The sequence below is a fragment of the Flavobacterium panacis genome (assembly GCF_024649945.1).
Taxonomy (GTDB): domain Bacteria; phylum Bacteroidota; class Bacteroidia; order Flavobacteriales; family Flavobacteriaceae; genus Flavobacterium; species Flavobacterium panacis.
The window spans coordinates 190,297-216,296 of sequence record NZ_JANKMS010000008.1; the positions used below are offsets into that span (position 1 = coordinate 190,297).

22 protein-coding genes are annotated in these 26,000 nt (G+C 33.8%); 17 read left to right on the forward strand and 5 right to left on the reverse strand.

Annotation, left to right across the window (positions count from 1 at the left end; genetic code table 11):
* Nucleotides 1-92: 92 nt before the first annotated feature.
* Together NQQ59_RS17505 and NQQ59_RS17510 are read right to left on the reverse strand one after the other, a co-directional pair.
* Nucleotides 93-2,084, reverse strand: coding sequence for a glycoside hydrolase family 127 protein (locus NQQ59_RS17505; protein ID WP_222104884.1), 1,992 nt, complete (start codon nucleotides 2,082-2,084; stop codon nucleotides 93-95).
* 6 nt (nucleotides 2,085-2,090) lie between these two features.
* Nucleotides 2,091-3,635, reverse strand: coding sequence for an alpha-N-arabinofuranosidase (locus tag NQQ59_RS17510; protein WP_144216212.1), 1,545 nt, complete (start codon nucleotides 3,633-3,635; stop codon nucleotides 2,091-2,093).
* A 506-nt stretch (nucleotides 3,636-4,141) separates the two neighbouring features.
* Here NQQ59_RS17510 and NQQ59_RS17515 point away from each other — a divergent pair.
* On the forward strand, nucleotides 4,142-4,831 hold the full coding sequence (locus tag NQQ59_RS17515) for an NUDIX hydrolase (protein ID WP_144216214.1): 690 nt from the start codon (nucleotides 4,142-4,144) through the stop codon (nucleotides 4,829-4,831).
* Nucleotides 4,832-4,895: 64 nt separating this feature from the next.
* On the opposite strand, the gene NQQ59_RS17520 is transcribed toward NQQ59_RS17515, so the two are convergent.
* Nucleotides 4,896-5,894, reverse strand: a complete 999-nt coding sequence (locus tag NQQ59_RS17520) for a GntR family transcriptional regulator (RefSeq protein WP_144216216.1) — start codon at nucleotides 5,892-5,894, stop codon at nucleotides 4,896-4,898.
* A 102-nt stretch (nucleotides 5,895-5,996) separates the two neighbouring features.
* On the opposite strand from NQQ59_RS17520, the gene NQQ59_RS17525 reads away from it, so the two are divergent.
* The 5 genes from NQQ59_RS17525 (at nucleotide 5,997) to NQQ59_RS17545 (ending at nucleotide 12,464) form a co-directional block, all read left to right on the forward strand.
* Entirely contained in the window at nucleotides 5,997-7,049 is a 1,053-nt protein-coding gene (locus tag NQQ59_RS17525; RefSeq protein ID WP_144216217.1) for an aldose epimerase family protein, read from the forward strand.
* A gap of 190 nt (nucleotides 7,050-7,239) precedes the next feature.
* Nucleotides 7,240-8,400 carry a galactokinase gene (gene galK, locus NQQ59_RS17530; RefSeq protein ID WP_144216219.1) on the forward strand — a complete coding sequence of 387 codons (1,161 nt, stop codon included), beginning with the start codon at nucleotides 7,240-7,242 and terminating at the stop codon, nucleotides 8,398-8,400.
* Nucleotides 8,401-8,418: 18 nt separating this feature from the next.
* Nucleotides 8,419-9,477, forward strand: coding sequence for a UDP-glucose--hexose-1-phosphate uridylyltransferase (locus NQQ59_RS17535; RefSeq protein ID WP_144216221.1), 1,059 nt, complete (start codon nucleotides 8,419-8,421; stop codon nucleotides 9,475-9,477).
* 252 nt (nucleotides 9,478-9,729) lie between these two features.
* Nucleotides 9,730-11,415, forward strand: coding sequence for a sodium/sugar symporter (locus tag NQQ59_RS17540; protein WP_144216223.1), 1,686 nt, complete (start codon nucleotides 9,730-9,732; stop codon nucleotides 11,413-11,415).
* Nucleotides 11,416-11,684: 269 nt separating this feature from the next.
* Nucleotides 11,685-12,464 carry an SDR family oxidoreductase gene (locus NQQ59_RS17545; protein ID WP_144216225.1) on the forward strand — a complete coding sequence of 260 codons (780 nt, stop codon included), beginning with the start codon at nucleotides 11,685-11,687 and terminating at the stop codon, nucleotides 12,462-12,464.
* Nucleotides 12,465-12,563: 99 nt separating this feature from the next.
* Here NQQ59_RS17545 and NQQ59_RS17550 read toward each other — a convergent pair whose 3' ends face one another.
* The gene (locus NQQ59_RS17550) at nucleotides 12,564-13,433 is read right to left on the reverse strand and encodes an AraC family transcriptional regulator (RefSeq protein ID WP_144216227.1); all 870 of its coding nucleotides are present in this window, start codon (nucleotides 13,431-13,433) and stop codon (nucleotides 12,564-12,566) included.
* Between the two features lie 149 nt (nucleotides 13,434-13,582).
* On the opposite strand from NQQ59_RS17550, the gene NQQ59_RS17555 reads away from it, so the two are divergent.
* The 5 genes from NQQ59_RS17555 to NQQ59_RS17575 all read left to right on the forward strand — a co-directional run bounded on the left by NQQ59_RS17555 (nucleotide 13,583) and on the right by NQQ59_RS17575 (nucleotide 18,236).
* A complete protein-coding gene (locus NQQ59_RS17555; protein ID WP_144216229.1) occupies nucleotides 13,583-15,238 on the forward strand; it encodes a UxaA family hydrolase in 1,656 nt (551 codons plus the stop codon).
* Between the two features lie 39 nt (nucleotides 15,239-15,277).
* The gene (locus NQQ59_RS17560) at nucleotides 15,278-16,042 is read left to right on the forward strand and encodes an SDR family NAD(P)-dependent oxidoreductase (protein ID WP_144216231.1); all 765 of its coding nucleotides are present in this window, start codon (nucleotides 15,278-15,280) and stop codon (nucleotides 16,040-16,042) included.
* Between the two features lie 229 nt (nucleotides 16,043-16,271).
* Complete coding sequence (locus tag NQQ59_RS17565) at nucleotides 16,272-17,126, forward strand: fumarylacetoacetate hydrolase family protein (RefSeq protein ID WP_144216233.1); 855 nt, start codon at nucleotides 16,272-16,274, stop codon at nucleotides 17,124-17,126.
* 10 nt (nucleotides 17,127-17,136) lie between these two features.
* On the forward strand, nucleotides 17,137-17,472 hold the full coding sequence (locus NQQ59_RS17570; RefSeq protein WP_144216235.1) for an L-rhamnose mutarotase: 336 nt from the start codon (nucleotides 17,137-17,139) through the stop codon (nucleotides 17,470-17,472).
* Between the two features lie 161 nt (nucleotides 17,473-17,633).
* Complete coding sequence (locus NQQ59_RS17575; RefSeq protein ID WP_144216237.1) at nucleotides 17,634-18,236, forward strand: hypothetical protein; 603 nt, start codon at nucleotides 17,634-17,636, stop codon at nucleotides 18,234-18,236.
* A 17-nt stretch (nucleotides 18,237-18,253) separates the two neighbouring features.
* On the opposite strand, the gene NQQ59_RS17580 is transcribed toward NQQ59_RS17575, so the two are convergent.
* Nucleotides 18,254-19,507 carry an NAD(P)/FAD-dependent oxidoreductase gene (locus NQQ59_RS17580; RefSeq protein WP_144216239.1) on the reverse strand — a complete coding sequence of 418 codons (1,254 nt, stop codon included), beginning with the start codon at nucleotides 19,505-19,507 and terminating at the stop codon, nucleotides 18,254-18,256.
* Between the two features lie 101 nt (nucleotides 19,508-19,608).
* Here NQQ59_RS17580 and NQQ59_RS17585 point away from each other — a divergent pair, with 101 nt between their 5' ends.
* From NQQ59_RS17585 to NQQ59_RS17610, 6 genes are all read left to right on the forward strand, one after another.
* A complete protein-coding gene (locus NQQ59_RS17585; RefSeq protein WP_144216241.1) occupies nucleotides 19,609-21,129 on the forward strand; it encodes an HAL/PAL/TAL family ammonia-lyase in 1,521 nt (506 codons plus the stop codon).
* 232 nt (nucleotides 21,130-21,361) lie between these two features.
* On the forward strand, nucleotides 21,362-22,588 hold the full coding sequence (locus tag NQQ59_RS17590; protein ID WP_144216243.1) for a WG repeat-containing protein: 1,227 nt from the start codon (nucleotides 21,362-21,364) through the stop codon (nucleotides 22,586-22,588).
* A gap of 9 nt (nucleotides 22,589-22,597) precedes the next feature.
* Entirely contained in the window at nucleotides 22,598-23,329 is a 732-nt protein-coding gene (gene fabG, locus NQQ59_RS17595) for a 3-oxoacyl-ACP reductase FabG (RefSeq protein WP_144216245.1), read from the forward strand.
* A 214-nt stretch (nucleotides 23,330-23,543) separates the two neighbouring features.
* Nucleotides 23,544-24,779, forward strand: coding sequence for a beta-ketoacyl-[acyl-carrier-protein] synthase family protein (locus NQQ59_RS17600; protein WP_144216247.1), 1,236 nt, complete (start codon nucleotides 23,544-23,546; stop codon nucleotides 24,777-24,779).
* The gene (locus NQQ59_RS17605; protein WP_095952768.1) at nucleotides 24,772-25,026 is read left to right on the forward strand and encodes an acyl carrier protein; all 255 of its coding nucleotides are present in this window, start codon (nucleotides 24,772-24,774) and stop codon (nucleotides 25,024-25,026) included. Before NQQ59_RS17600 ends, NQQ59_RS17605 begins: the two co-directional genes overlap by 8 nt.
* On the forward strand, nucleotides 25,027-25,905 hold the full coding sequence (locus NQQ59_RS17610) for an LpxL/LpxP family acyltransferase (RefSeq protein ID WP_144216249.1): 879 nt from the start codon (nucleotides 25,027-25,029) through the stop codon (nucleotides 25,903-25,905).
* Nucleotides 25,906-26,000 lie beyond the last annotated feature (95 nt).

A 26,000-nucleotide genomic window follows, 5' to 3' on the forward strand; every position in this document is an offset into this window, starting at 1 on the left:
TATTTCAACTTAATTAGCAAATTGTCATAAAACAAGCTGCAAAATCATCGTGTATTTCTTGTTTTTTTTCTGTTTAATATTGTTTCGAAATTCTAATTCCCTTTATAATCCAGCCAGACTTTCATTTTTCCAACTCCGCGATTTGACCAAGAATAATATGGAATTGCTTTCAATTTTGAATTTTCAATCACATTTACTCCCTGCAATAAATTCGCTTCTTTTTTTACTTTGAAAGTATCTGAAGATGTCACATCAATTTTATCGAAATTGGTTTTGTTATCCATTTCTTCAACCGCATAAACTAATGGTCCATATTCTAAAGAAACTTTGTTTGCATTGGTTACCACTTTTGGATTTGTTACCACTTCCTGAACTTCCATTGGAAGATTCAAATTGATTTTATCTCCTTTTTTCCAGTTTCTTGTAATAGTGAAATATCCATTTTCTGGCTGAATTGCTAGAATTTCTCCATTTAAGTTGATTGTTGCTTTTTGATCTGAAGCTTTTTTATAACTGTACAAATCACCTGGTAAAACCTCGTTTCTAGCCCAACCCGGAACACGAAGTTTAATCGTGAATTTACTTTCCTTCTTTGGATTAACCGAAATGGCAATTTTCCCATTCCATGGATATGAAGTTTGTTGTGAAATCTGTAAATCTGCTTTTCCTAATTGAAAAGAAGCATTGTTAGAAGCATATAAATTCACATACAAAACATCATTTGTTTTGGAATAAATCAGTCCTGGAATTGAAGGGATAAAACGAATCAAATTCGTCGGACAGCAAGAACAATCAAACCATCCTTGACGTGTACAAGAACCGCGATTTGATTTGTAAACACCATCTGCTTCTAAGGCATTTGGGTAGAAAAATTGTTTTCCGTCAAGCGAAATACCTGAAATTAATCCGTTGTACATGGTTCTTTCGATAACATCAAAATATTTTGAAGTTCCGTACAAATTATGCAATCTATGATTCCAATACACATCACCAATTGCTGCACAAGTTTCATTATAAGCCGTTAGATTTGGTAGTTCATAATTTACTCCAAATGCTTCTCCGTCGTGTCTTGATCCGATTCCGCCTGTGATGTACATTTTTTTGTTGACCATGTTTTCCCACAGATTGTTTACGGCGTTTTCATAACCTTTGTCTTTCATTAAAGCCGCAATATCTGTCATTCCTGCATACATGTAAACCGCTCTTACGGCATGACCAACAGCTTCTTTTTGTTCCAAAATCGGGGTATGATCCTGTGCATATTCTCCATACAATTTATGATTTTTTGGATTTCCTCGATTGTCTAAATAGTATTTCGCCAGATTCAAATACTCTTTTTTCCCTGTAATTTGATACAATTTCAACAATCCGGTTTCTACAATCTGATGCCCTGGGACACCTTTTACCTGTCCTGGATTATCTCCAAAAGTTCGAACCAGCATATCAGCCGCTTTTATAGCAATTTCAAGAAAATTAGTTTTTCCTGTCGCTTCGTAGTGCACAACTGCAGCTTCAATTAAATGTCCAGGATTGTATAATTCATGACTAATTTGCAAAGATTCCCAACGTTTTCCTTCAATAACCGGAACCCAGGTTGCTGGCGGTTTTGCTGGATTTATAGTTCTCCAAGTCGTAATATATCCGTCTGGTTCCTGACCGATTTTTACAATTGCAATCATCGAATCCAAAACTCTTTCCAATTTCGGATTTGGTGCACTGATTAAAGTATTCGATGCTCCTTCAATAATCTTATAAACATCGGTATCATCAAAAGGCATATCTCCTCTTGTTGTTCCTGTCTTTTGTTTTCCTGCAATTAAAAAGTTCTCGAAACGGCCTTCTTCATCACATTTTTTAATAGCGTAATCGATGGTAACTTCTTGTACTCTTTTTATAATTGGCAACCAAAAAGAATCGGTCAGTTTTACATTTTGAATGTTTACAGGTTCGATTTCATATCCTGCTTTTAGAGCAGAAGTTTTATCATTGGACAATACTTCTTTATTTTTGGTTTCTTTACAGGAAACCAAAATCAAAGTCAACAAAAAAGTACCTACTAAGTAAAATTTATATTTTTTCATCATTTTGAATTATTTTCCTTCCAAAACCAAAACAGAGTAAGGTGGCAATATTATTTCAAGTTTTCCTTTTTTGTTCTCAAAACCTTTAAAAGCAACAGGAACAATTTTATTCGGATTTTCGAAAGAGTTATAATCCTGTAATTTTGAAGCTGTAATAATGCTTCCAGTAAAGTTTTTTACGCCAAGATCTTTTACATCAATTTCGATTTTGTTCTTATTTACTGCATCAACGTTTACCAATGAAATATGAATCGCACCGTTTTGATCTTTTGATACAGAAGCCGAAACTGCTGGAATACTTTGTCCATCGTAAGTATAGAGAGGCGATTTAAAATCGACCGGTAGTAATTTAGCATCTTGGTGCACGCTATACATTTTCATTACATGATAGGTTGGTGTTGTGATCATTTTGGCTTTGTCTGTTAAGATTACCGCTTGAAGTACATTAACACACTGCGCTAAATTAGCCATGCGAACACGATCTGCGTGATTATTGAAAATATTCAATGTCGCTCCAGCTAAAACAGCATCTCTCATTGTATTCTGTTGATATAAAAACCCCGGATTTGTACCTTTTTGCACTTCATACCAACCTCCCCATTCGTCAACTATCATGGCTACTTTTTTCTCAGGATCATATTTATCCATAATAGCCGCGTGCTTGGTTACCAATTCTTCCATTTTTAAAGCAGATTTCATGGTCTCGAAATATTGCTTTTCGCTAAAATCAACATCAGAACCTTTTTTGTCCCAATTGATTACAGCATAATGATGAACGCCTAATCCGCCCAACATATTTCTTGGAATATTTTTCATTAAAACTTCTGTCCAGTTATAATCTGCACTATTAGATCCTGACGCAATTCTTGTAATTCCTCCAGTATTACTCCAATCTGACATGAAAGTCGCAAATTTTCGGTATTCATTGGCATAATACTCTGCCGTCATGTTTCCTCCGCATCCCCAGGCTTCATTTCCAATTCCCCAATATTTTACTTTCCAGGGCTCTGTTCTTCCATTTTTTCTGCGAAGATCACTCATCGGACTTTTTCCAGCGAAATTGGTGTACTGAACCCAATCTGCTAATTCCTGCACTGTTCCGCTTCCAACATTTCCAGATAAATAAGGCTCTGCTCCTAATAATTCACACATATTTAAAAAATCATGTGTCCCGAAACTATTATCTTCTGTAACACCTCCCCACCATTGGTTTACAATTGTAGGTCGTTGTTCTTTTGGACCAATTCCATCTTTCCAATGATAGGTATCCGCAAAACAGCCACCTGGCCATCTTAAATTTGGAATTTTTAAATCTTTTAAGGCTTTTATAATATCGTTTCGAACTCCTTGTGTGTTTGGAATTTTTGAAGTATCCCCAACAAAAAAACCTCCATAAATACAGTGTCCTAAATGTTCTGCAAAATGCCCGTAAATATTTCTGTTTATGGTTGGAGCCGAAGCATCATTTTTTATGGCAATTGTTACGGATTCTTTCTGTGCCAATATTGTTTGAAAACAGCATGCAGCAAACAATATGAGAAATGGTTTTTTCATAGTTTTTGGTTTTTGAGAACCTAAAAAAATACGGTGGTTTCATATTTTTAAAGGATTTTGGTTTTTTTAGTTTAATAAGTGTCTGTTTGACATTTGTAAATTTAAATAAAAAAAAGTCACTTAAAAAAATAAAAATCTCAGAACAACTGGTTGCAAAAAACAAATTCCATAATTTAGCCTATAAAACTGGCAGAAACAAAGGGCTCGCTAAAGATTTACGAAAAATTTATCATTTTTAAAAATCTACAAAAAGCCTATTTTTTTAACGTTTTGTAACAATCTCTTCAAATTTTAGATTTCAAAAAAGCGAAATAATAGTCCTCAGTTTAATTCTCTTTTAAAAATGTTTCTACCTTTGACTCGTGATTTTGAGGTACATCAAAGAAAAAATCACCCTTAAAAAACAAACATTATTGTTACAGTTTTAACATAAGTGTAAAAACTACATTAACAAATTATGAAACCTTTTAGGAAGTTTATATATTTACAATCCAAATTAATTATATATGTTAAACAACTATAGCTCTGCTGATAAAGTTTTACTGGCAGTGGACTGCATCATTTTTGGATTTGATCATGAAGGTCTGAAAATACTTTTGATTCAAAGGGATTTTGAACCTGAGAAAGGAAAATGGTCTTTGATTGGAGGTTTTTTAAAACGTGATGAAGTTTTAGATACTGCGGCCACCAGAATATTAAATACCTACACAGGTCTAAACGATATTTATATGGAGCAATTGTATGCTTACAGCGAAATTGATCGTGACCCAGTAGAAAGAACCATTTCGGTTTCGTATTTTGCTTTAATTAATATCGAAAACCACAATGCCGAACTGATTCAGAATTACCATGCAGAATGGTTTCCTATCAACGATGCACCAAACTTAATTTTTGACCATAACGAAATGGTTGACAATGCAATTAAGAGACTTCGATACAAAACTTCTATTAAACCAATTGGTTTTGAACTGCTTCCGGAAAAATTTACGATGCGTCAGCTTTTAGAATTATACGAAGCTATTTTGAGCAAAGAATTGGATAAAAGAAATTTCATCAGTAAAATTAATTCTTTAGAAATCTTAAATAAACTGGACGAAAAAGACATGCAGTCTTCTCGAAAAGGCTCTTATTTATACACTTTTAATAAAGAGAAATACGAAGAAAAATTATTGAATAATTTTGTATTGAATTTATAAAACTTATTCTTTCTCTCGCAGATTTAGCTGATCCTTTATCGAAAAAAATCTGCGAGAGAAAAATTTATAAAGAATTTCGCAAGATAAGCGCTGATTTGTTTTCAATCTGCTCTTTTGTTCCTTTCAAAACCATATCGGCTAAAATTTTTCCCATCAATTCAAAATTGGTAGAAATCGTCGTAATTCCGTTTGCTGCAATTTTCTTCAAAGCTGTTTCATTATAGGAAATAATTCCGAAGTCCTCACCCAATTTCAAATTTCTGTTAATGGCATTTTCTATCACCAAAAGCAGATCACGATCATGTGGAATAATATACAAATCTCCTAAAGCAATGGACTGATTACTGAAGTCGGAAATAATTTCATAATCAAAACTGTATTCTTTACAAAAAGCTTCAAAACCAATTTTCATTCCCGGCGGTTCTCTGAAACCAGGGAAAATCAAAATCAGTTTCTTGTATTTTGATAATCGTGATTTTCCTTTCATCAAGCCTTCATAAATATCTTTTTGGTGATTCTGATAAATTGCAGGAAACATTTTTAACTCCAAATTGGTCTGATCCAAAATAATTACATCGTTTACTGGTAGGGTTTTTATAGAATCAACGATATCGTTTAAGTTCGTCGGCATGATAATGTATTTCGTGTAATTTCCGTTGCTGTCATTTATCAGTTTTTTGAAAACCTGAACATTAAAATGATGAAAGAAAATATCAACCTGAACATTTTTTCCGATGTTTTTTAAAAACGAATTATAAATATCTTCCTTAAAAATATTCAATTCATCAAAAAGCAGGAAAACCTTCTGAGTTATAGTGATTTCAACACTTTTTACATAATACCCTTTACCTGGAATAGCATAAATAATCCCTCTTTTCTTCAATTCATCATAAGCCAAAAGCACTGTATCGCGAGACAAAGAAAACGCCAGACACACTTTATTTACAGAAGGAAGACGATCTCCTTTTATCAATTTTCCTAGTTCAATCGCTTTTTCTATTGAAAGAATTATCTGCTTATATTTTGGAAGACCAATGTTGTTTTGAATTGAAATGATGTTCATAATAAAGTCATTTTGACTATTAATTTTTAAAAACTGGTAGGTACTGGTATGCAAAAATAATAAATGTTTCTATTTTTGGATTTCATTTTTGGTAAAAATTATATGGAAATAAAACACATATCACATTTAAAAGACACTCATAATTGCAAATTGTTTGGTGTAATGCCTAATAAAGAAGAAATATATTCTTTTGAATTGGTAAACAAAAACGGAATGAAAGTTCAAATTATCAATTATGGTGCAACAGTGACTTCAATCCAAATTCCGGTAAACGGAAAATTGACTGATGTTGTTTTGGGTTTTGATAATCTGGAAGCTTATTTAGAATCTTATAATTTGCCAAGTGCTCCTTATTTTGGAACTACTGTTGGTCGTTATGCGGGACGTATTCACAATGCTACCTTTAGCCTTAATGATAAAAAATTTCAGCTAGACGGAAATAATAACGGAAACACACTTCACGGTGGTGTTATGGGATTTGGAAGAAAAGCCTGGAGCGTAGTTAATGCTATTTCTGGCGAAAATCCATCTATTACTTTTGGTCTTCTGAGCGAACATTTAGACGAAAATTTCCCAGGCGAAATGACGGTTTATCTGACTTATACACTTACCGAAGAAAATGAATTAAAATTAGAATATAAAGCAACTTCAACAGAAGATACTGTTATTAATCTAACACATCATAGTTATTTTAACCTTGATGGTCATGATGCTAATGTTTTAGAACAACAGATGTTTATCAAATCGGATAAAATGCTGGAAACAAATTCAGATAATATTCCAACCGGTAATTATACTGACTTAAGCAATCATGATTTTGATTTTAGAGCACCTAAAAATTGTCCGTTTCCTATCGACAATTCTTTTGTTGTAAATTCTAAAACTGAAATTGTAGCCCAATTAATCAGTTTAAAAAACAAACTGAAAATGAATGTTTATACCGATCAACCAAGTGTACATATATATGTAGGCGGAAATTGTTTCGGAAAATTAAAAGGAAAAGAAAATGTAGATTACAATGCGCAAAGCGGAATTTGTTTTGAAACTCAAAATTTCCCTGACGCTCCAAATCAAGCTCATTTTCCAAATGCAGTTTTGAGAAAAGGAGAAGAATACGCTCAAAAAACAGTTTACAAATTTGAAAGTTTAAATTAATTCAATAGCTGTCGGATGAAATAAATAAAATCTAATTGAATCTGCTAAAATCTTTTAAAAATCTGCGTGAAATAATTTTGTCTACAGATTTTTTCACGCAGATTTACACAGATTAAAGCTGATTTCCGCTGATTTAAATTAATAAGTAGATAATAATAAAATTCCAAAACCACAATATACTAACTATATAATGAATGATATTTTAATACAGAATACCGTTGCTTTTTTTGAGAAATCTTTTGGATCTTCTCCTCAAAAAACGGTTCTTTCTCCAGGTAGAATCAATATTATCGGAGAACATGTTGACTACAATGACGGTTACGTTTTACCTGCAGCAATTGACAAAGTAATTTGTTTTGCTTTTGAAAAAAACAACACGAAAACTTCTAAAATAATCGCTATCGATTTAAATGAAGAATTTGAAATCGATTTGACTCAGGAAGTTAAACTTAGTGATGTTGTTTGGACAAATTACATTCGCGGCGTAATCAAACAATTACAAGATAACGGATTTACTTTTGAAGGTTTCAACTGTGTTTTCAGCAGTAATATTCCGGTTGGTTCGGGATTATCCTCTTCTGCAGCTTTAGAATGCGGAATGATTTTCGGAATCAAATCTCTTTTTGATTTAAAAATTGAGAAAGTAGATATTTCTTTATTAGGACAAAAAGCAGAACATTGGGTTGGAATCAACTGCGGAATTATGGATCAGTTTTCGAGTGTTCACGGTCTTGAAAACAAAGTAATCAAATTAGACTGCAATACTTTAGATTTTGAATATCACAATGCCGACTTCAAAGATTATTCGCTGATTTTGTTTGATTCTAATGTAAAACATTCACTTTTTACATCAGAATATAATACCAGAAGAATCGAATGCGAAGAAGGTTTAGCTATCATAAAAAGCCATTTTCCTGAAGTAAAAAGTTTTAGAGACGCTACAGAAGAACAGGTTTTAAGTCTGAAAGACAAAATGACCGAAAAAGTTTTCGCAAGAGTTCATTTTGTCGTAAAAGAAATCAATCGTGTTATTAAAGCCTGCGAAGCTTTAGATCAAGGAAACATTGAACTTTTGGGCGAATTACTTTTTGAAACACATTACGGTTTATCTCAGGAATATGAAGTAAGTTGTGAAGAATTAGATATGCTTGTTGATACCGCAAAAGAAGACAATGCCATCGTAGGTTCACGACTTATGGGTGGCGGTTTCGGAGGCTGTACCATCAATTTAGTTAAAAAAGGACATGAAAATGAGGTTAAAAGTAAGTTTTCGAAACTTTATTTAGATACATTTGGAATTGAATTAAAATTCTATGATGTAAAAATCTCAAACGGAACAACACTACTTTAAAAACCACAACACGCTACAATGAAAAATTTTGACATTAATGAAGATCCGCACAGACGCTTCAATCCATTAATTAATGAATGGGTTTTAGTTTCACCTCATCGTGCAAAACGCCCTTGGCAGGGACAAAACGAAACAATCTCAACAGAAGAACTTCCAAAATACGACCCGACCTGTTATTTATGTCCAGGAAATGTTCGTGCCAACGGAGTAAATAATCCTGCATACGAAAACAGTTTTGTTTTTGAGAATGATTTTGCTGCTATGAAACAGGAGGAAATTATTTTTGAAGACGATATTAAACATACTTTTTTTAAAGCTAAACCAGAACAAGGAATTTCAAGAGTTGTATGCTTTTCGCCAAGACACGATTTGACTTTACCTGAAATGGAAATTGCAGATATCGAAAATATCATTAAAACTTGGCAGAAAGAATATACCGATTTAGGAAATATTAAATTCATCAACCACGTTCAGATTTTCGAAAATAAAGGAAGTGTAATGGGATGCAGCAACCCGCACCCACACGGACAAATCTGGGCTCAGTCTTCGTTGCCTACTCAGGTTGAAAAAACACAAAACAGCTTAAAATCATATTACGATAAAAACAAAAAAACCTTATTAGAAGATTATGTTCAGGCCGAATTAAAAGTCGGAGATCGTATTGTAATTGAGAATGATCATTTTGTAGCATTGGTTCCGTTTTGGGCAATCTGGCCATACGAAACAATGATTGTAAGCAAAAGAGCCGTAAATAAAATCACCAATTTTACAGCTGAAGAAAGTAGTGCTTTTGCTAAAATTTTAAAACAGCTAACAACAAAATACGATAATTTATTTAATACTTCATTCCCGTATTCTTCAGGAATTCATCAGTCTCCAACCGATGGATTAGAACATCCGGAATGGCATTTTCATATGCATTTTTATCCGCCGTTGTTAAGATCGGCAACTGTAAAGAAATTTATGGTCGGGTACGAAATGTTAGGCGAATCGCAACGTGATATTACACCTGAAAAAAGCGCTGAGATTTTGAGACAACTTTCAGAGGTACATTATAAAAGTCTGGTAAAAGCTTAATCACTCTTGTAAGAAAGAAGCTCAAAAGTTGAAAATTTAACACAATTATCCATTAATAAATGTAAAAAACACATTTGCTGATAGTTGTTTTATAAATTTTTATTTTACATTTGGCTTCCACTTTTATTTTCATAAAAAAATAACAGAAATAAAACACATCTTGCATTTTTAAGAAGATTAAGCAATATTAAAACAGATTTAAAACCCAATAAACAAACAACCTTATAATAATTATTTAAAATACTACTAACAATGAACCAAAACCTCGCTTTCGCAGACTATGCGGTTTTTATTATCTACTTTATCGTAGTCTCTGTCTACGGTTACACCGTTTATCGCAAACGTAAACAAGACGAACAAGATGCTAAAGCTTACTTTTTGGCTGAAGGAAATTTAACCTGGTGGGCAATCGGGGCTTCTCTTATTGCTTCTAATATCTCGGCAGAACAATTCATTGGAATGAGCGGTGAAGGTTTCTTCTTAGGAATCGCTGTTGCTGCCTACGAATGGCTTGCTGCTATTGCTCTTATTATTGTAGCTGTATGGTTTATTCCTGTTTATCTTAAGAACAAGATCTACACGATGCCACAATTCTTAAAGACACGTTACAACGAATCTACTGCTCTTATTATGGCGGTTTTCTGGTTGTTTTTGTATGTTTTTGTGAACCTGACTTCTATTTTATATTTAGGAGCTGTTGCCATCAACGGTCTTGCGGGAGGAGAATATCTTCACGCTATTATGATTGGATTAGCTGTTTTTGCTTTGTTTATTTCTCTTGGAGGAATGAAAGTTGTAGCTTACACAGACGTTATTCAGGTTGCCGTATTGATCATTGGAGGTTTGGTGACTTCTTATATCGCTCTTACAACGGTTGGACAATACTTCGGTGTGGGTGAAAATGCAATTGCAGGTTTCAAAGTTTTGATGAAAGAAGCTCCTGAGCATTTCAAAATGATTATCCCAAAACCAACTGCAGCATCTTCTCAACTTGAAATCGATAAATATTTGACTTTCCCTGGGTTGTTATCTTATGCTGCCGGTATCTGGATCATCAACTTGAACTACTGGGGATGTAACCAATACATTACGCAAAGAGCACTTGGAGCAGATTTACAAACAGCTCGTACAGGAATCTTGTTTGCTGGTATGTTGAAATTATTAATGCCATTAATCGTAATGCTTCCTGGTATTGCTGCTTACGTTTTATATACAAACGGACATTTACCTCAATTGGTTGGAGGAAAAGACGGAGCTTATTCTGCTGTATTGACCTTCCTTCCAACTGGACTGAAAGGACTTTCTGTTGCGGCTTTGACTGCTGCAATCGTAGCATCTTTGGCTGGAAAAGTAAACAGTATTTCTACAATTTACACATTAGACGTTCATAAAAAATACATCCAGAAAGAAGCGGGTGAAAAACAACAGGTAAACATCGGACGTCTTGCTGTATTTGTTGCCATGCTTTTAGCAGTTTTATTTACATGGAACGACATCTTAGGAATCGGTGGTGTTGGTGGATTCACCTACATCCAGAAATACACAGGATTCATCAGCCCTGGAGTTTTTGCTATGTTCTTCCTGGGTATGTTCTGGAAAAGAACTACTGGAACAGCTGCAATCGTTGGGGTAATCTTAGGATTCTTATTATCTGTTTTATTCAACGAATATGCTCCGGCTTTATTTGGAAACGATACACTTTTATATACAGCTTACAATAATGGAAAAGGAGCTTTCGAAATTCCTTTCCACATCTGTATGGGATTATCATTCTTGTTTACAATGATTGCTATGATTCTGATCAGTTTCGCTGGACCAAAAGTAAACCCTAAAGCATTCGAGACTGAGCCTGGAATGTTTAAAGTACAACCGCAAACAACTGTCCTTATAGTAATTACGCTATTGATCATTGTTGCGCTTTATGTTAAGTTCTGGTAATAAATTATCAGTTCAATTCTCTCTTTTTACAGCTGTTGTTTGTCATGAACAACAGCTGTAAATTTTTAAAGAGTAATTGTCATTGTTTTTTTTCACTAATTTTCACTAATTTATTTTTTATTATAATTGCAAAATTTGTGGAAATTCGTGTAATTCGTGGCAACATTTTTACTCTTGCAGATTTAAGAAATTTAGTTTTTTTTTATCCTATCTAATCCTATAATCTGTGGCAAAAAAATTAAAAAGTATTTAAATTAAAATAAAAAATCATGCAGTTATCATTAACCCAAAAAATCATTATCGTTACGGGAGGTGCAAAAGGAATTGGTTTAGGAATCGTTAAGGTTCTAGCCGAAGAAAATGCAATTCCGTTTATCGTTGGACGTAACGAAAATGATAACATCAAAGCCGTAGAAGAATTAAAAGCCATTGGAAAAGAAGCACATCAAGTTGCCGCTGACCTAACAAAACCTGAAGACTGCAAAAAAGCTGTTGAAGCCATAATCGCCAAATTCGGAAGAATTGACGGATTGGTAAACAATGCCGGAGTTAACGACGGTGTTGGTTTAGAAAACGGAAATTATGAAGATTTCGCTGCTTCACTTCACAAAAATTTAGTGCATTATTATTTAATGGCGCAGCACGCTCTTCCATATTTGAAAGAATCGAAAGGAGCAATTGTTAACATTGGTTCTAAAACTGCCGAAACAGGACAAGGCGGAACTTCAGCTTACGCCGCTTCAAACGGAGGAAGAAATGCCTTAACCAGAGAATGGGCAGTTGAATTATTAAAATACAGCATTCGTGTAAACGCAGTAATTGTAGCAGAATGTTACACACCTCTTTACGAAACGTGGATTAATACTTTCGAAAATAAAGAAGAAAAACTAGCGGCAATCACTAAAAATATTCCACTAGAAAACAGAATGACAACCGCAGAAGAAATTGCGAATATGGTGGTTTTCTTATTGTCTGAAAAATCAAGTCATACAACTGGACAGATTATTTATGTAGATGGTGGTTACACACATTTAGATCGATCTATTTAATATTTTTTTTTGCCACGAATTACACTAATTTCTCGAATTTCTTTTTCCTATTACTAATTAAAAAATTAGTGGAAATTCGTGTAATTCGTGGCAACTTTTTTAATTTATTCCTGCACTATTCTTAAACTCTGAAGGCGTAATTCCTTTAAACTTTTTGAAAAGTTTATTAAAATTGGATGCTGTTTTATAACCGCAATCATACGCGATTTCAGACATACTTTTATCCGTTTCTAAAAGCAATTTACAAGCATTTGAAATTCTAATTTCATGCAGATAATCCACAAAATTCTTTTTTGTTTTTACTCTAAACATTCTACAGAAAGAAGTTCGTGTCATATTTGCGACAGCGGCAATTTCTTCTAAGGAAATATTCTTTTTGTAATTTTTATTCACATATTGAAAAACTTCCGAAAGCCGATCCATTTTTGAATCTTTCTGCATCAAAGAATAAATTTCGTCATTAATATAAATCTTATCCTGACTATCCGAAAGAATCGATAAGATTTCAAAAAGTCCGACAATTACTTCGAAATCTTTTTTAGAAACTAATTTCTCTAGTTTTTTCGCAATCTGCCTATTCGTTTTTCCAATAATTGAAATCCCTTTTCCTGCCTGAAAAAAGAGTTCGTTGATTTTCTGAGTTTCTTTTAATTCATAAAAAGTGGGTCCGAAAATATCTTTATGAAAATATACGACTATCGAATTAGCTTTTAAATCTTCAATTCCTTGATAATATTTTTCGTCATTCAGCCAAACGTGCGGAATATCAGAACCTAAAAAAACCATATCTCCTGGCTCAAATGGCATTACCGAATTTCCAATAATTCGTTTGCCAAAACTCTCTTTCACATACACCAATTCCAATTCTGGATGCGAATGAAACGGCGCCTGAAAAAACGGTTCAATACGGTTCAGTACCGAAACTCTTGAGTTGAGATAAGACGTTATTTTAGTTTGTTCCAATTTCATATTGCAAAGATAATTAAAGATTACACACGGATAATATTGGACTAATAACAAAAGGCTAAAAAAACTAATTTTATTTTTCGTTTACTGCCCAAATTTTATTGAAAATAAAGCGCTTAACGACAACACAAAAAAGAAAAAAACAAAAAACAATGCTGGAGAATACGACTAAAAAACTAGTGGTAAAACTACATCCGGACGATAATGTTCTGGTAGCTTTAACCGACTTACCAAAAGGAGAAACCATTCTTTTTGAAAACGAAACTTACGTTTTACAAGACCTCATCAAAGCCAAACACAAATTCTACATGCAAGACATGAAGCAGGGAGAAGAAGTAAATATGTACGGTGTTTTGGTTGGAAAAGTGCAAAATGATATTGTGAAAGGAAGTTTAATGACAACCGAAAACCTAAAACACGCAGCAGATCCTTACGCTTACAGAAATGCCTCGTACGAGTGGAATGCACCAGATGTTTCTAAGTTTGCAAACCGAACGTTTAAAGGTTACAAACGAAAAGACGGAAGAGTTGGAACAGCAAATTACTGGCTTTTTATTCCGACTGTTTTTTGTGAAAACAGAAATCTTGATGTGATCAAAGAAGCTCTACACAAGCAATTGGGTTATGCGGTAACAGACAAATACAATCAATTTACGCACGAATTACTGGAAGGTTATTTGAACGGAAATGATATTAACGACATTAATATTGAATTGAATCCGACGCCAAAAAACAAACGTGTTTTTGAAAATGTGGACGGAATTAAATTCTTAAATCACCAAGGCGGTTGCGGCGGAACGCGTCAAGATGCTTCTACTTTGAGCGCTTTATTGGCTTCTTACGCCAATCATCCAAACGTTGGCGGTATCACTCTTTTAAGTTTAGGATGTCAGCATTTACAAGTTCAGGATTTTGTAAATGATGTAAAAAGACAAAATCCAGACTTTGATAAACCGTTGTTTATTTTTGAACAACAGCAAACAGAAAGCGAAGAAGTTCTGATTACAAATGCCATCAAAAAAACTTTTGAAGGTTTAATCGAAATCAACCAATACGAAAGAACAGATGCTCCTTTGAGCGATTTATGTATTGGCGTAAAATGTGGCGGAAGCGACGGTTTCAGCGGTGTTTCTGCAAATCCTGCTGTGGGTTATACTTCAGATTTGGTCGTTGCTTTAGGCGGAAAAATTCTTTTAGCAGAATTCCCAGAATTATGCGGAGCTGAGCAAAATTTAATCGACAGATGTATTACAGAAGATAACGCAAAAAAATTCATCGATTTAATGGAGTCTTATGATGAATTGGCTCATAAAGTTGGTTCAGGTTTCCATATGAATCCTTCTCCTGGAAACATCAAAGACGGTTTAATTACAGACGCTATCAAAAGCGCGGGAGCGGCCAAAAAAGGTGGAACTTCTCCTGTAGTTGATGTTTTAGATTATACCGAATTGGTTACAAAACCAGGTTTAAGTTTGGTTTGTACACCAGGAAATGACGTAGAAGCAACAACGGGAAAAGCGGCTTCTGGAGCAACTTTGATTTTGTTTACAACAGGTTTAGGAACTCCAACTGGAAATCCAGTTTGTCCTGTAATTAAAGTGGCTACAAATTCTGTTTTAGCAACGAGAATGAAAGATATTATCGATATTGACTGCGGACCAATTATTAGTGGTGAAAAATCTATTGAAGAAATGGGTGAGGAAATTTTAGAATATTGCATCAAAGCGGCAAGCGGCGAAATTATTCCGAAAGCAGTACAATTAAACCAAGATGATTTTATTCCATGGAAACGTGGTGTATCTTTGTAAACGACTCAATTAAAAAATAACTATAAAAATTTATATCAAATGTTTTCATTACAAAATAAAAAAGCAATTATCACAGGCGGTGGAAGCGGAATTGGAAGAGCGATTTCTGTTTTATTTGCTAAGCAAGGAGCTGAAGTTCATATTTTAGAATTGACTGAAGAAAGTGCAAAAGAAACGGTTGAAGAAATCAAATCGGCTGGAGGAAGTGTTTTTGCTCACGCTTGCGACGTTTCAAACCACGAACAAGTAAATGCAACTTTCCAGAAAATCGGAAATATCAATATTTTGGTAAACAACGCTGGAATTGCTCACGTTGGAAAAGTTGATACGACTTCTGAATCTGATTTTGACAGAATTATGAACGTAAACGTAAAAGGTGTTTACAACTGTCTTCACGCTTCGATTCCGGCTTTAAGAGGTTCTGGCGGAGGTGTAATTTTGAACTTGGCTTCGATTGCTTGCTGGGTTGGAATTCCTGATCGTTTTGCTTATTCTACTGCAAAAGGAGCGGTTATGGCGATGACTTTATCGGTTGCAAAAGATTATTTGAATGATAAAATCAGATGTAATTCTATTTCTCCTGCGAGAGTTCACACGCCTTTCGTAGACGGATTTATTTCTAAAAATTATCCAGGGAAAGAAGAAGAAATCTTCGAAAAATTATCTCAATCACAGCCAATCGGCCGTATGGGAAAACCTGACGAAATCGCAACTTTAGCTTTATTCTTATGCAGCAATGAGTCTTCTTTCATCACAGGTTCTGATTATCCAATTGATGGAGGTTTTATTAAATTGAACAACTAAAAAATATTTTTGCCACGAATTTCACCAATTTCCACAAATTATAATTCGTGAAATTCATGACGAAAAAAATTAAGCCACAGATTAAAGGATTAAAATGATTTAAAAAAATCTGCTAAAATCTGCGTGAAACAAAAAGATTAAAAACCACAAATTCCACAAATTAACACAAATTAAAATTCGAGTAAATTGGTGTAATTCGTGGCAAAAAAATATTAAAAAATAAAAGATTATGAAACTTATTAGATTTGGAGAAGAAGGAAAAGAAAAACCAGGAGTTTTACTAAATGATAAAAGATATGATGTTTCGTCTATCGTAACAGATTACAACGAAGCTTTTTTTGAAAATGACGGATTAAAAAAACTAGAAGAAGCTTTAAAAAATAATCCTGCTCTTCCAGAAGTAAGCGATTCTGTTCGTTTAGGTTCGCCTGTTGCGCGTCCTTCAAAAATTATCTGCATCGGATTAAACTATGTAGATCACTGCGAAGAAACTGGCGCTGCAATTCCAGAAGAACCAATCATCTTCTTTAAATCTACAACTTCTTTGTGTGGACCAAATGATAATTTAATCATTCCTAAAAACAGTGAAAAAACAGATTGGGAAGTAGAATTGGCATTTGTTGTAGGTAAAAAAGCAAGCTATGTTTCTGAAGAAGATGCACCAAACTACATCGCTGGATATTGTTTATTGAACGATTATAGTGAAAGAGCTTTCCAAATCGAGCGTGGTGGACAATGGGCAAAAGGAAAAGGTTCTGATACCTTCGCTCCTCTTGGACCAATTATGGCAACTCCAGACGAAGTTGGCGACGTAAACAATCTAAAAATGTGGTTGACTGTAAACGGAAAAACATTCCAAAACAGTAATACTTCAAACTTGATTTTCAAAATTCCGTTTTTAGTGCATTATTTAAGTCAGTTTATGACATTGCTTCCTGGCGACGTAATCAGTACAGGAACGCCTCCTGGAGTTGGTCTTGGAATTAAACCAGATCCAATTTACATTAAGGCGGGCGACGTAATCGAATTAGGAATTGAAGGTTTAGGTACAAGCAAACAAACTGCTGTAGCTTATCAAGGATAAATTTTAGATTATGGCAACACAAAAATTCTGTCTGGCTTTAGACTTAAAAGATGACGCAAATTTAATTGCAGAATACAAAGAATTGCATGAAAACGTTTGGCCTGAAATTAAAAAAAGCATTCAAGATGCTGGAATTTTAGTTCTGGATATTTACTGCACAGGAAATAGACTTTTTATGATTATCGAAGGCGATGAAAATTTCTCTTTTGAGAAAAAAGACAAAGCCGACGCTGCAAACGAAAAAGTTCAGGAATGGGAAACTTTAATGTGGAAATTCCAACAAGCGCTTCCTTGGGCAAAACCGGGACAAAAATGGATTTTAATGGATAAAATATTTGAATTGTAATATTCATTCTTATTTCTAAAAATAAAAAAGAGGATTTCTAAACGGAATCCTCTTTTTGTTTTTAAATGAAATAATAATTTTATTTTAACACGTAATACGTTGTTATTTAGTGTTTTTAATTAATTTTAAATCATAAAAAATTAACCTCAATTAATCAACAAATGAAAAAACTAATTATTGCATGCCTTTTATTATCTGGAGCTGCATTTGCTCAGGATATGGATGTTGTTCAGGGAAATTTTGACTTTCTAAAAGACCAAAAAGAAGTGAATGTTATTTTTGATTATAGTGATTTTACTATGATGAAAGAAAAAATGCCCGAAGCACAATACGTTCAAGAACATAAAGCTGATTTAGATAAGAAAGCAAAAGGAAACGGTAATATCTGGGAGAAAAAATGGATTGCTGCAAGAGAAAATATCTGGACGCCTAAATTTTTAGAAATCGCTAATATCGTTTTAACAAAAGAGAAAAAAGATTTAAATTTTCAGGAAGGATTAAAAACACCGTACACATTGATCGTGAAAACGGTTTGGCTTTTTCCTGGTTGGGATGCAGGAATTATGAAGCAGCCTGCAAAAGTTACTACCAATCTTAAATTTGTTGACTCCAATAATAAATCAAATGTTTTTTTGGAAATTACTAGCGACGAAGCTCCCGGAGATCAATGGGGAAGTAATTTCAGCAACGAATCTAGACTTGGTGAAGGTTATGCAAAAACAGCAAAATCGATGTCTAAATTGATTATAAAGAAAATGAAATAAAAAAGAAAAAGCCCTGATTATTCAGGGCTTTGTTCTTCTTTCTGCATATTTAATAAATACGCCATATTTTTAATTACGTGATCGTGTTTCTTGACAAACGAGTTTTCTTCATCCCAGACATAACCTGCTAAAACAGCACATATTTTTTCTTTCACATCTGGATTTTCAGGCTGATGGAAAAATAAAGTCTGAAGATTTCCTGTGTACCATTCTTGTACATAAGTGGTGAAAACAGCAATTCCGCGTTTCATGTATTGCGTAAATTCTACTTCCCAATCAACAGGAATTCCTTGAGATTCTTTCAAATATAATTTGGCTGCCAGCATTCCAGATTCAGTTGCAAAAGCTACACCTGAAGAAAAAACTGGATCCAAGAATTCTGAACTGTTTCCTGTTAAAGCAAAACCATCGCCATACATTCTTTTTACGGCTCTTGAATAGTTTTCTAATTTAACTGGCTCAAACAAAAACTCTGTTCCTTTAAATCTCTTGATATAATAATCCGATTTTTGGATGGCATTTCGCAACGCCTCCGCATTATCTTTATTTTCAGAAAGCGAATTAATAAAATCTGTTGGTCCCACAACTCCTAAACTTGTATTTCCATTTGAAAATGGAATTACCCAAAGCCAAACTTCGGTTTCCAAAATATCAAAAGAAATCTGCCTTCCTTCTTCTCCTTCTTCTCTATTTATATCTTTAACGTGCGTAAAAATAGAAGAATGCGGATCTAATTTTGAAGGTGTATCCAAATCTAACAATCTTGGTAAAACACGTCCGTATCCACTTGAGTCAATAATAAAGTTGGCGTGAATTTCTTTTAAATTCCCAGCTGCATCTTTTACAATCGTTTTTGATTTTTTTCCTTCAAAAGAAACTTCCAGAACTTCTGTTTCAAATTCCAAATCAATTCCTTTTCGAACCACTTCTTGTGCCATAGTGTTGTCAAAATCAGCTCTCGGAACTTGCCAAGTCCAATCCCAGCCTTCTCCAAATTTTTTACTGAAATCAAAAACACAGATTTCTTCACCTCTGATAAAACGAGCTCCTAATTTTTTTTCGAAGTTCATTGCATCAAGAGCTTCAAACAATTCTGCTTCAGCAAAATGATCCATAACACGCGGAATAAGGCTCTCGCCCACTACAAGTCTCGGAAACTTCGTTTTTTCTACAACTTTAACCTTTACGTTGTTTTTAAAAAGGTACGACGCCGAAACACATCCAGACGGTCCTGCACCAATCACTAAAACATCAACAAACTCCTTTGTCATATTAGAATTATTATCATTAATTAACCTACATTTGCCATCATCAAAATAACTACATTTATTTTGATAAATAAAATTAAATTAGCGCAACCAAAATCGATTTGATGAATACAATAAATGAATATTTAAGTTTAGCAGAATTTGAAGCCATAATCTTTGGAAAAAACAAAGTTGTTATAAGCGATGTGGTTTTAAATCGAGTAAACGAAAGTTTTAATTTCTTGAAAGAATTCTCAGGAAACAAAGTAATCTACGGAGTAAATACTGGCTTTGGTCCAATGGCTCAATACAGAATTAAAGAGTCTGATCAAATTCAACTGCAATATAATTTAATTAGAAGCCACTCTTCAGGAACTGGAAAACCTTTAAACCCTGAATGTGCAAAAGCGGCAATTCTGGCACGATTAAATACACTTTCTTTAGGAAATTCAGGTGTTCATTCTTCTGTTATTCATTTAATGGCAGAATTAATCAATAGAGATATTACGCCTTTAATTTTTGAACATGGTGGTGTTGGTGCAAGTGGCGACTTAGTACAATTATCACATTTAGCTTTAGTTTTAATTGGTGAAGGGGAAGTTTTTTATAAAGGTGAAAGACGTCCAACTCCAGAAGTTTTCGAAATTGAAGGTTTAAAACCAATTCAAGTAGAAATTAGAGAAGGTTTGGCCTTAATCAACGGAACTTCTGTAATGACAGGAATTGGAGTGGTAAATGTGCATTATGCTTCAAAATTATTAGATTGGTCATTGAAAGCTTCTTGTGCCATTAACGAATTGGTTCAAGCTTATGATGATCATTTTTCTGAAGAATTAAATCAAACTAAACGTCATAAAGGACAACAAGAAGTAGCTGAAAGAATGAGAAAAAATCTTTCTGACAGTACGTTGATCCGTAAAAGAGAAGATCACTTATATTCTGGTGAAAATACAGAAGAAATCTTCAAAGAAAAAGTTCAAGAATATTATTCTTTAAGATGTGTTCCTCAAATTTTGGGACCAGTTTTAGAAACCATTAATAATGTAGCTTCTATTTTAGAAGACGAATTTAACTCTGCAAACGATAATCCAATTATTGACGTTAAAAATAAACACGTTTATCACGGAGGAAATTTCCACGGAGATTATATTTCGTTAGAAATGGATAAACTGAAAATCGTTATTACTAAATTAACGATGCTAGCAGAACGTCAATTGAATTATTTATTGAATTCAAAGATCAACGAAATTTTGCCTCCATTCGTCAACTTAGGAACATTAGGATTTAATTTCGGAATGCAGGGAGTTCAATTTGTTGCTACTTCAACAACTGCAGAAAATCAGATGCTATCAAATCCAATGTACGTACACAGTATTCCAAACAACAATGACAATCAAGACATTGTAAGTATGGGAACAAATGCTGCGGTAATTACATCAAAAGTGATTGAAAATTCGTTTGAGGTTTTAGCAATCGAGTTAATTACAATTGTTCAGGCAATTGATTATTTAGGTCAAAAAGATAAAATTTCGTCTGTTACTAAAAAATGGTACGACGATGTTAGAAACATAATTCCAGAATTTAAAGAGGATCATGTAATGTATCCTTTTGTACAAAAAGTAAAAGATTATTTGATAAATAGTTAAAAATGTTTATTTTAACTATTAGGATAAATTAAAAAAAAACATTTAACACATAGAGACATAGTTTTGGAAGTGCAGAAAAAGGCATTTCACTTTGCATTAACAAACATAGCTATGTGTTAGAAACTAGTTTCTTTTTAAAATCTGCTATTTATCAAAAATAAATCTATGTTTCTATGTGTTGAAAAGAACTAAACCCAACGGGTTTATAATATTAATATTGAATCTTAAAATCATGAAAAAGTCACTTGTATTTTTATTGCTAAGCTGCATTCAATTCGTTAATAGTCAAGAATTAGCATTAGTTAAGAAAAATTCCAAAATTGGATATCTTTCTAAAGACGGATCTTTCAAAATCGAACCTCAATACAAATCGGCCAGAAGTTTTTCCGAAGGTTTGGCTGCTGTTGAAAATGGTGGAAAATGGGGATTTATCGACACAAAAGGAACTTGGGTAATTCCAGCCGATTTTAAAGATGCCAAAGATTTTAACAACGGAATTGCGGTTGTACAAAAAGATAAAGAATGGGTTTATATTAATACAAAAGGTGAAATACAAAAAGCACCCGCTACAGATAAAGTATTTGATTTTAATGATGGGGTTGCTTTTATCAGACAAAACAACAAAGTGGGATTGATCAACAATAAAATGGTTGTTGTTTTAGAACCAAAATACGATCAAATCAAATCTTTTGAGAATGGTTATGCCAGAGTTGAATTGAACAAAAACTGGGGAATCATCAATACGCAAGGAAAAGAAATGATTGAACCAGCTTATGCTGAAATCGGAAACTATTTCAAAAACACAACTTGGGCTAGAAAAGAAAAAACTTTCGGTCTAGTGATCGGTGGAAAATTTACTCCTGTTGATGGCGCAGAAAAAATCTGGGATTTTGAAACTCAGGATTTGACTTATGCTAAAAAGAATGGAAAAATTGGTTACATTGATTTAAAAGGAAATTGGGTAATTCTTCCTATTTATGATAAGGGAAAAGCTTTCTGTAAAAACCTGGCTCCTGTTTTAGTTGGAAAAAAATGGGGATTCATTAATCCAGAAGGAAAATTTGTAATCGAACCAACTTACAACGATGCAGAAGTTTTTAGTACAAACGGTCTGGCGCCAATTAAAGAAAGTAACTGGGGATTCATTAATGAATCAGGAAAATTGGTAATTCCAACACAATACGGAATCACTACAAATGCTATTATCGCGATGTTTACGCAACAAGATAAAGGATTTATTGATGGCGTTGCGAGAGTAAAAAATGAAGGAAAATGGGGATTTCTTAAACCAGACGGAACAGTTTTAGCCAACCAATGGTTTGAAAATGCTGAGTTATTTTCAAAATCAGAGAAACCTCAACCTGCTGCAGCTCCAGCCGAAGCCCCAAAACAAGAAACAAAAACAACCAAACCAGCTGCTAAATCGGCAACGAAAACAGCAGTTAAGAAAAAGAAATAAATTTCACTTATGAAATGTGTATTAGTAACAGGCGGTTCTAGAGGAATCGGAAGTGCTATCTGCAAAAAATTAGCCGTAGAATCTGATTATCATATTCTGATTAATTATCATTCGAATAAAACAGCTGCCGAAGAAACATTACAAGAAATACAAAAATTAGGTGCAACAGGAGAAATTTTAGGTTTTGATGTTGCCGATTTTGATCAAGTACAAAACGTTCTTACACAATGGCAGGAAGAAAATCCTGAAAAATTAGTAGAAGCAATTGTAAACAACGCAGGAATTACAAAAGATGGTCTTTTTATGTGGATGACACCACAAGACTGGAACAGTGTGATGAATACAAGTACGAACGGTTTTTTTAATGTAACACAGTTTTTCATTCAGAAAATGCTTCGCAATAAATATGGCCGAATTGTAAATGTGGTTTCTGTTTCTGGAGTAAAAGGAACTGCTGGTCAAACTAATTATTCGGCTGCAAAAGGTGCAATTGTAGCAGCAACCAAAGCTTTGGCTCAAGAAGTTGCAAAACGAAATATTACTGTAAATGCAGTAGCTCCAGGTTTTATCAAAACGGATATGACAAGCGAATTGGACGAAAAAGAATTACTGAAACTTATTCCGGTAAACCGTTTTGGCGAAGCCGAAGAAGTCGCAGATTTGGTAAGCTTTTTGATTTCTAAAAAAGCAAGTTATATCACAGGTGAAATTATAAACATAAACGGAGGAATTTATTCTTAAGAATTTCTCCAATGTTTGCAAGGTTCGTTTTAAGTTTTTTCCTTGACGCGGAAAATTGCTCGCAAAGTCGCAGAGGCGCTAAGTTTTTATTAAACAAACTGAAGAAAAAAGAAAGAAACTTTGCGCCTTTGTGCCTTTGTGGCAAGATTAAAAAAATTGTGCCTTTTGATTAAAAAATTACACTTTAAGGATTAAAAAATTACTTTGAAAGACGATGAATAGAAGAGTTGTAATTACTGGAATGGGAATTTATTCTTGTATCGGAACTTCTTTAGACGAAGTAAAAGATTCGCTATACGAAGGAAAATCTGGTATTCAGTTTGATTCTGAACGTAAAGAATTTGGTTTTCAATCAGCCTTGACAGGAATGGTTCCGAAAGCTGATCTTAAAAATTTATTGACTAGAAGACAACGTATGAGCATTGGTGAAGAAACCGAATATGCTTATATGGCTACTATAGAAGCATTGAAAAATGCAAATATCGACGATGCTTTTTTTGATGAGCATGAAGTGGGTATCATGTATGGAAATGACTCCGTTTCTAAAGCAATCATTGACGCTACAGATATTGTTCGAGAGAAAAAAGACACCGCTCTTATTGGTTCTGGCGCAATTTTTAAATCGATGAATTCTACGGTGACAATGAATCTTTCGACGATTTTTAAACTTCGCGGTATTAATTTAACAGTCAGTGCAGCTTGTGCGAGTGGTTCACATTCTATAGGTTTGGCTTATTTTTTAATTAAAAGCGGTTTTCAAGATATTGTAATTACTGGCGGAGCTCAGGAAATCAACAAATACGCCATGAGCAGTTTTGACGGCTTAGGTGTTTTTTCTAACCGAGAAGGCGATCCAACAAAAGCTTCAAGACCTTTTGATGCAGATCGTGACGGATTAATTCCGAGTGGTGGAGGTGCCACTTTAATCTTAGAAAGTTACGAATCTGCTATTGCTCGTGGTGCCAATATTATTGCAGAAATCGGTGGTTACGGTTTTTCATCAAACGGCGGGCATATTTCAACTCCAAACGTTGAAGGGCCTGCAACAGCAATGACGCGCGCCTTGGATGATGCCAAATTAAACGCTTCAGATATTGAATATATAAATGCGCATGCAACCTCAACTCCGGTTGGTGATGCCAACGAAGCCAAAGCTATTTTTGAAGTCTTTGGCGAAAAAAATCCTCCTGTGAGTTCTACAAAATCAATGACAGGTCACGAATGCTGGATGGCAGGAGCCAGCGAAATAATCTATTCTATCTTAATGATGCAGCACAATTTTATTGCGCCAAACATCAATTTAGAAAACCCTGATGAAGATGCTTCAAAATTAAATTTAGTTAAAACTACGTTAAACAAAAAATTTGACATATTTTTGTCCAATTCTTTCGGGTTCGGAGGAACCAACTCTGCGTTGGTGGTTAAAAAGTTTAAATTAAACGATGAATAAAGAAGAGATTATAGCAAGAATAAACGGTTTTTTAGTTGATGAATTTGAAGTAGACAATGACGACATTGAACCAAATGCTAATTTGAAAGATACACTTGGGTTAGATAGTCTGGATTATGTAGACTTGGTTGTTTCAATTGAAGCTAACTTTGGTGTAAAACTAGTTGAAGCAGATTTTGTTGGAATTTCTGATTTTCAAAGTTTTTACGACCTAATCGAAACTAAAATCAAAGCCAAATCAGCTTAAATGAGTCAATGGGATGGCAAATCCAAAGGAACTGTTTTAGGTTATAGAATATTCGTTTTCTTAATTCAGAAAGCGGGTGTCAAAGCCGCTTATGTCTTACTTTACTTTGTTGCTTCTTATTATTTTTTATTTCTAAGAAAAAGCAACAAAGCTATTTTTTATTATTTTAAAGAAAGACTTCAATACTCCTATTTCAAATCAAAAAAAATGGTTTTCAAGAGTTATTATACTTTTGGACAAACTATTATTGATAAGGTTTCGATTTCTGCTGGAATGCGAAATAAATTCACTTATGAATTTGACGGAATCGAAACACTCAAAAAATTATTAGCAGAAAAAAAAGGTGGTGTATTAATTAGTGCACATGTTGGTAATTTTGAAATTGCCGAACATTTTTTGGGAGATATTGATCTTAATTTTCAAATCAATCTTGTTACTACAGATTTAGAACATTCTGCCATTAAAAATTATCTGGAAAGTGTTTCTCAAAAACCAACTGTAAAATTTATTATCATCAAAGAAGATTTGTCTCATATTTTTGAGATTAACGCTGCTTTGGCCAATAACGAATTAATTTGTTTTACTGGTGATCGTTATTTTGAAGGAACAAAATCTTTAACGGAAAACTTTTTAGGTAAAGAAGCCAACTTCCCGGCAGGTCCATTTTTAATTGCTTCACGATTAAAAGTTCCAGTAGTCTTTGTTTATGTAATGAAAGAACCAAATCTTCATTATCATTTATACGCCAGAGAAGCTGAAGTAAAACATCGTGACGAAAAAGGGCTTTTAAAAGAATATGTGAAAAGCGTAGAAAGCATTCTACAGAAATATCCTTTGCAATGGTTCAATTATTTTGATTTTTGGAACGATATTAAGTGATATTTTTTTGCCTCAAATTGCACGAATTTTCACTAATTCCATTTTTTAAGAAAATACTACAGTTAAAACAGAATAAAATTTAGAAATTCGCGGTT

Bases quoted from the DNA above. Each gene is read 5' to 3' on its own strand.
- NQQ59_RS17505 (WP_222104884.1), bottom strand. From the start codon at position 2,084: ATGATGAAAAAATATAAATTTTACTTAGTAGGTACTTTTTTGTTGACT.
- NQQ59_RS17510 (WP_144216212.1), bottom strand. From the start codon at position 3,635: ATGAAAAAACCATTTCTCATATTGTTTGCTGCATGCTGTTTTCAAACA.
- NQQ59_RS17515 (WP_144216214.1), top strand. From the start codon at position 4,142: ATGTTAAACAACTATAGCTCTGCTGATAAAGTTTTACTGGCAGTGGAC.
- NQQ59_RS17520 (WP_144216216.1), bottom strand. From the start codon at position 5,894: ATGAACATCATTTCAATTCAAAACAACATTGGTCTTCCAAAATATAAG.
- NQQ59_RS17525 (WP_144216217.1), top strand. From the start codon at position 5,997: ATGGAAATAAAACACATATCACATTTAAAAGACACTCATAATTGCAAA.
- galK (WP_144216219.1), top strand. From the start codon at position 7,240: ATGAATGATATTTTAATACAGAATACCGTTGCTTTTTTTGAGAAATCT.
- NQQ59_RS17535 (WP_144216221.1), top strand. From the start codon at position 8,419: ATGAAAAATTTTGACATTAATGAAGATCCGCACAGACGCTTCAATCCA.
- NQQ59_RS17540 (WP_144216223.1), top strand. From the start codon at position 9,730: ATGAACCAAAACCTCGCTTTCGCAGACTATGCGGTTTTTATTATCTAC.
- NQQ59_RS17545 (WP_144216225.1), top strand. From the start codon at position 11,685: ATGCAGTTATCATTAACCCAAAAAATCATTATCGTTACGGGAGGTGCA.
- NQQ59_RS17550 (WP_144216227.1), bottom strand. From the start codon at position 13,433: ATGAAATTGGAACAAACTAAAATAACGTCTTATCTCAACTCAAGAGTT.
- NQQ59_RS17555 (WP_144216229.1), top strand. From the start codon at position 13,583: ATGCTGGAGAATACGACTAAAAAACTAGTGGTAAAACTACATCCGGAC.
- NQQ59_RS17560 (WP_144216231.1), top strand. From the start codon at position 15,278: ATGTTTTCATTACAAAATAAAAAAGCAATTATCACAGGCGGTGGAAGC.
- NQQ59_RS17565 (WP_144216233.1), top strand. From the start codon at position 16,272: ATGAAACTTATTAGATTTGGAGAAGAAGGAAAAGAAAAACCAGGAGTT.
- NQQ59_RS17570 (WP_144216235.1), top strand. From the start codon at position 17,137: ATGGCAACACAAAAATTCTGTCTGGCTTTAGACTTAAAAGATGACGCA.
- NQQ59_RS17575 (WP_144216237.1), top strand. From the start codon at position 17,634: ATGAAAAAACTAATTATTGCATGCCTTTTATTATCTGGAGCTGCATTT.
- NQQ59_RS17580 (WP_144216239.1), bottom strand. From the start codon at position 19,507: ATGACAAAGGAGTTTGTTGATGTTTTAGTGATTGGTGCAGGACCGTCT.
- NQQ59_RS17585 (WP_144216241.1), top strand. From the start codon at position 19,609: ATGAATACAATAAATGAATATTTAAGTTTAGCAGAATTTGAAGCCATA.
- NQQ59_RS17590 (WP_144216243.1), top strand. From the start codon at position 21,362: ATGAAAAAGTCACTTGTATTTTTATTGCTAAGCTGCATTCAATTCGTT.
- fabG (WP_144216245.1), top strand. From the start codon at position 22,598: ATGAAATGTGTATTAGTAACAGGCGGTTCTAGAGGAATCGGAAGTGCT.
- NQQ59_RS17600 (WP_144216247.1), top strand. From the start codon at position 23,544: ATGAATAGAAGAGTTGTAATTACTGGAATGGGAATTTATTCTTGTATC.
- NQQ59_RS17605 (WP_095952768.1), top strand. From the start codon at position 24,772: ATGAATAAAGAAGAGATTATAGCAAGAATAAACGGTTTTTTAGTTGAT.
- NQQ59_RS17610 (WP_144216249.1), top strand. From the start codon at position 25,027: ATGAGTCAATGGGATGGCAAATCCAAAGGAACTGTTTTAGGTTATAGA.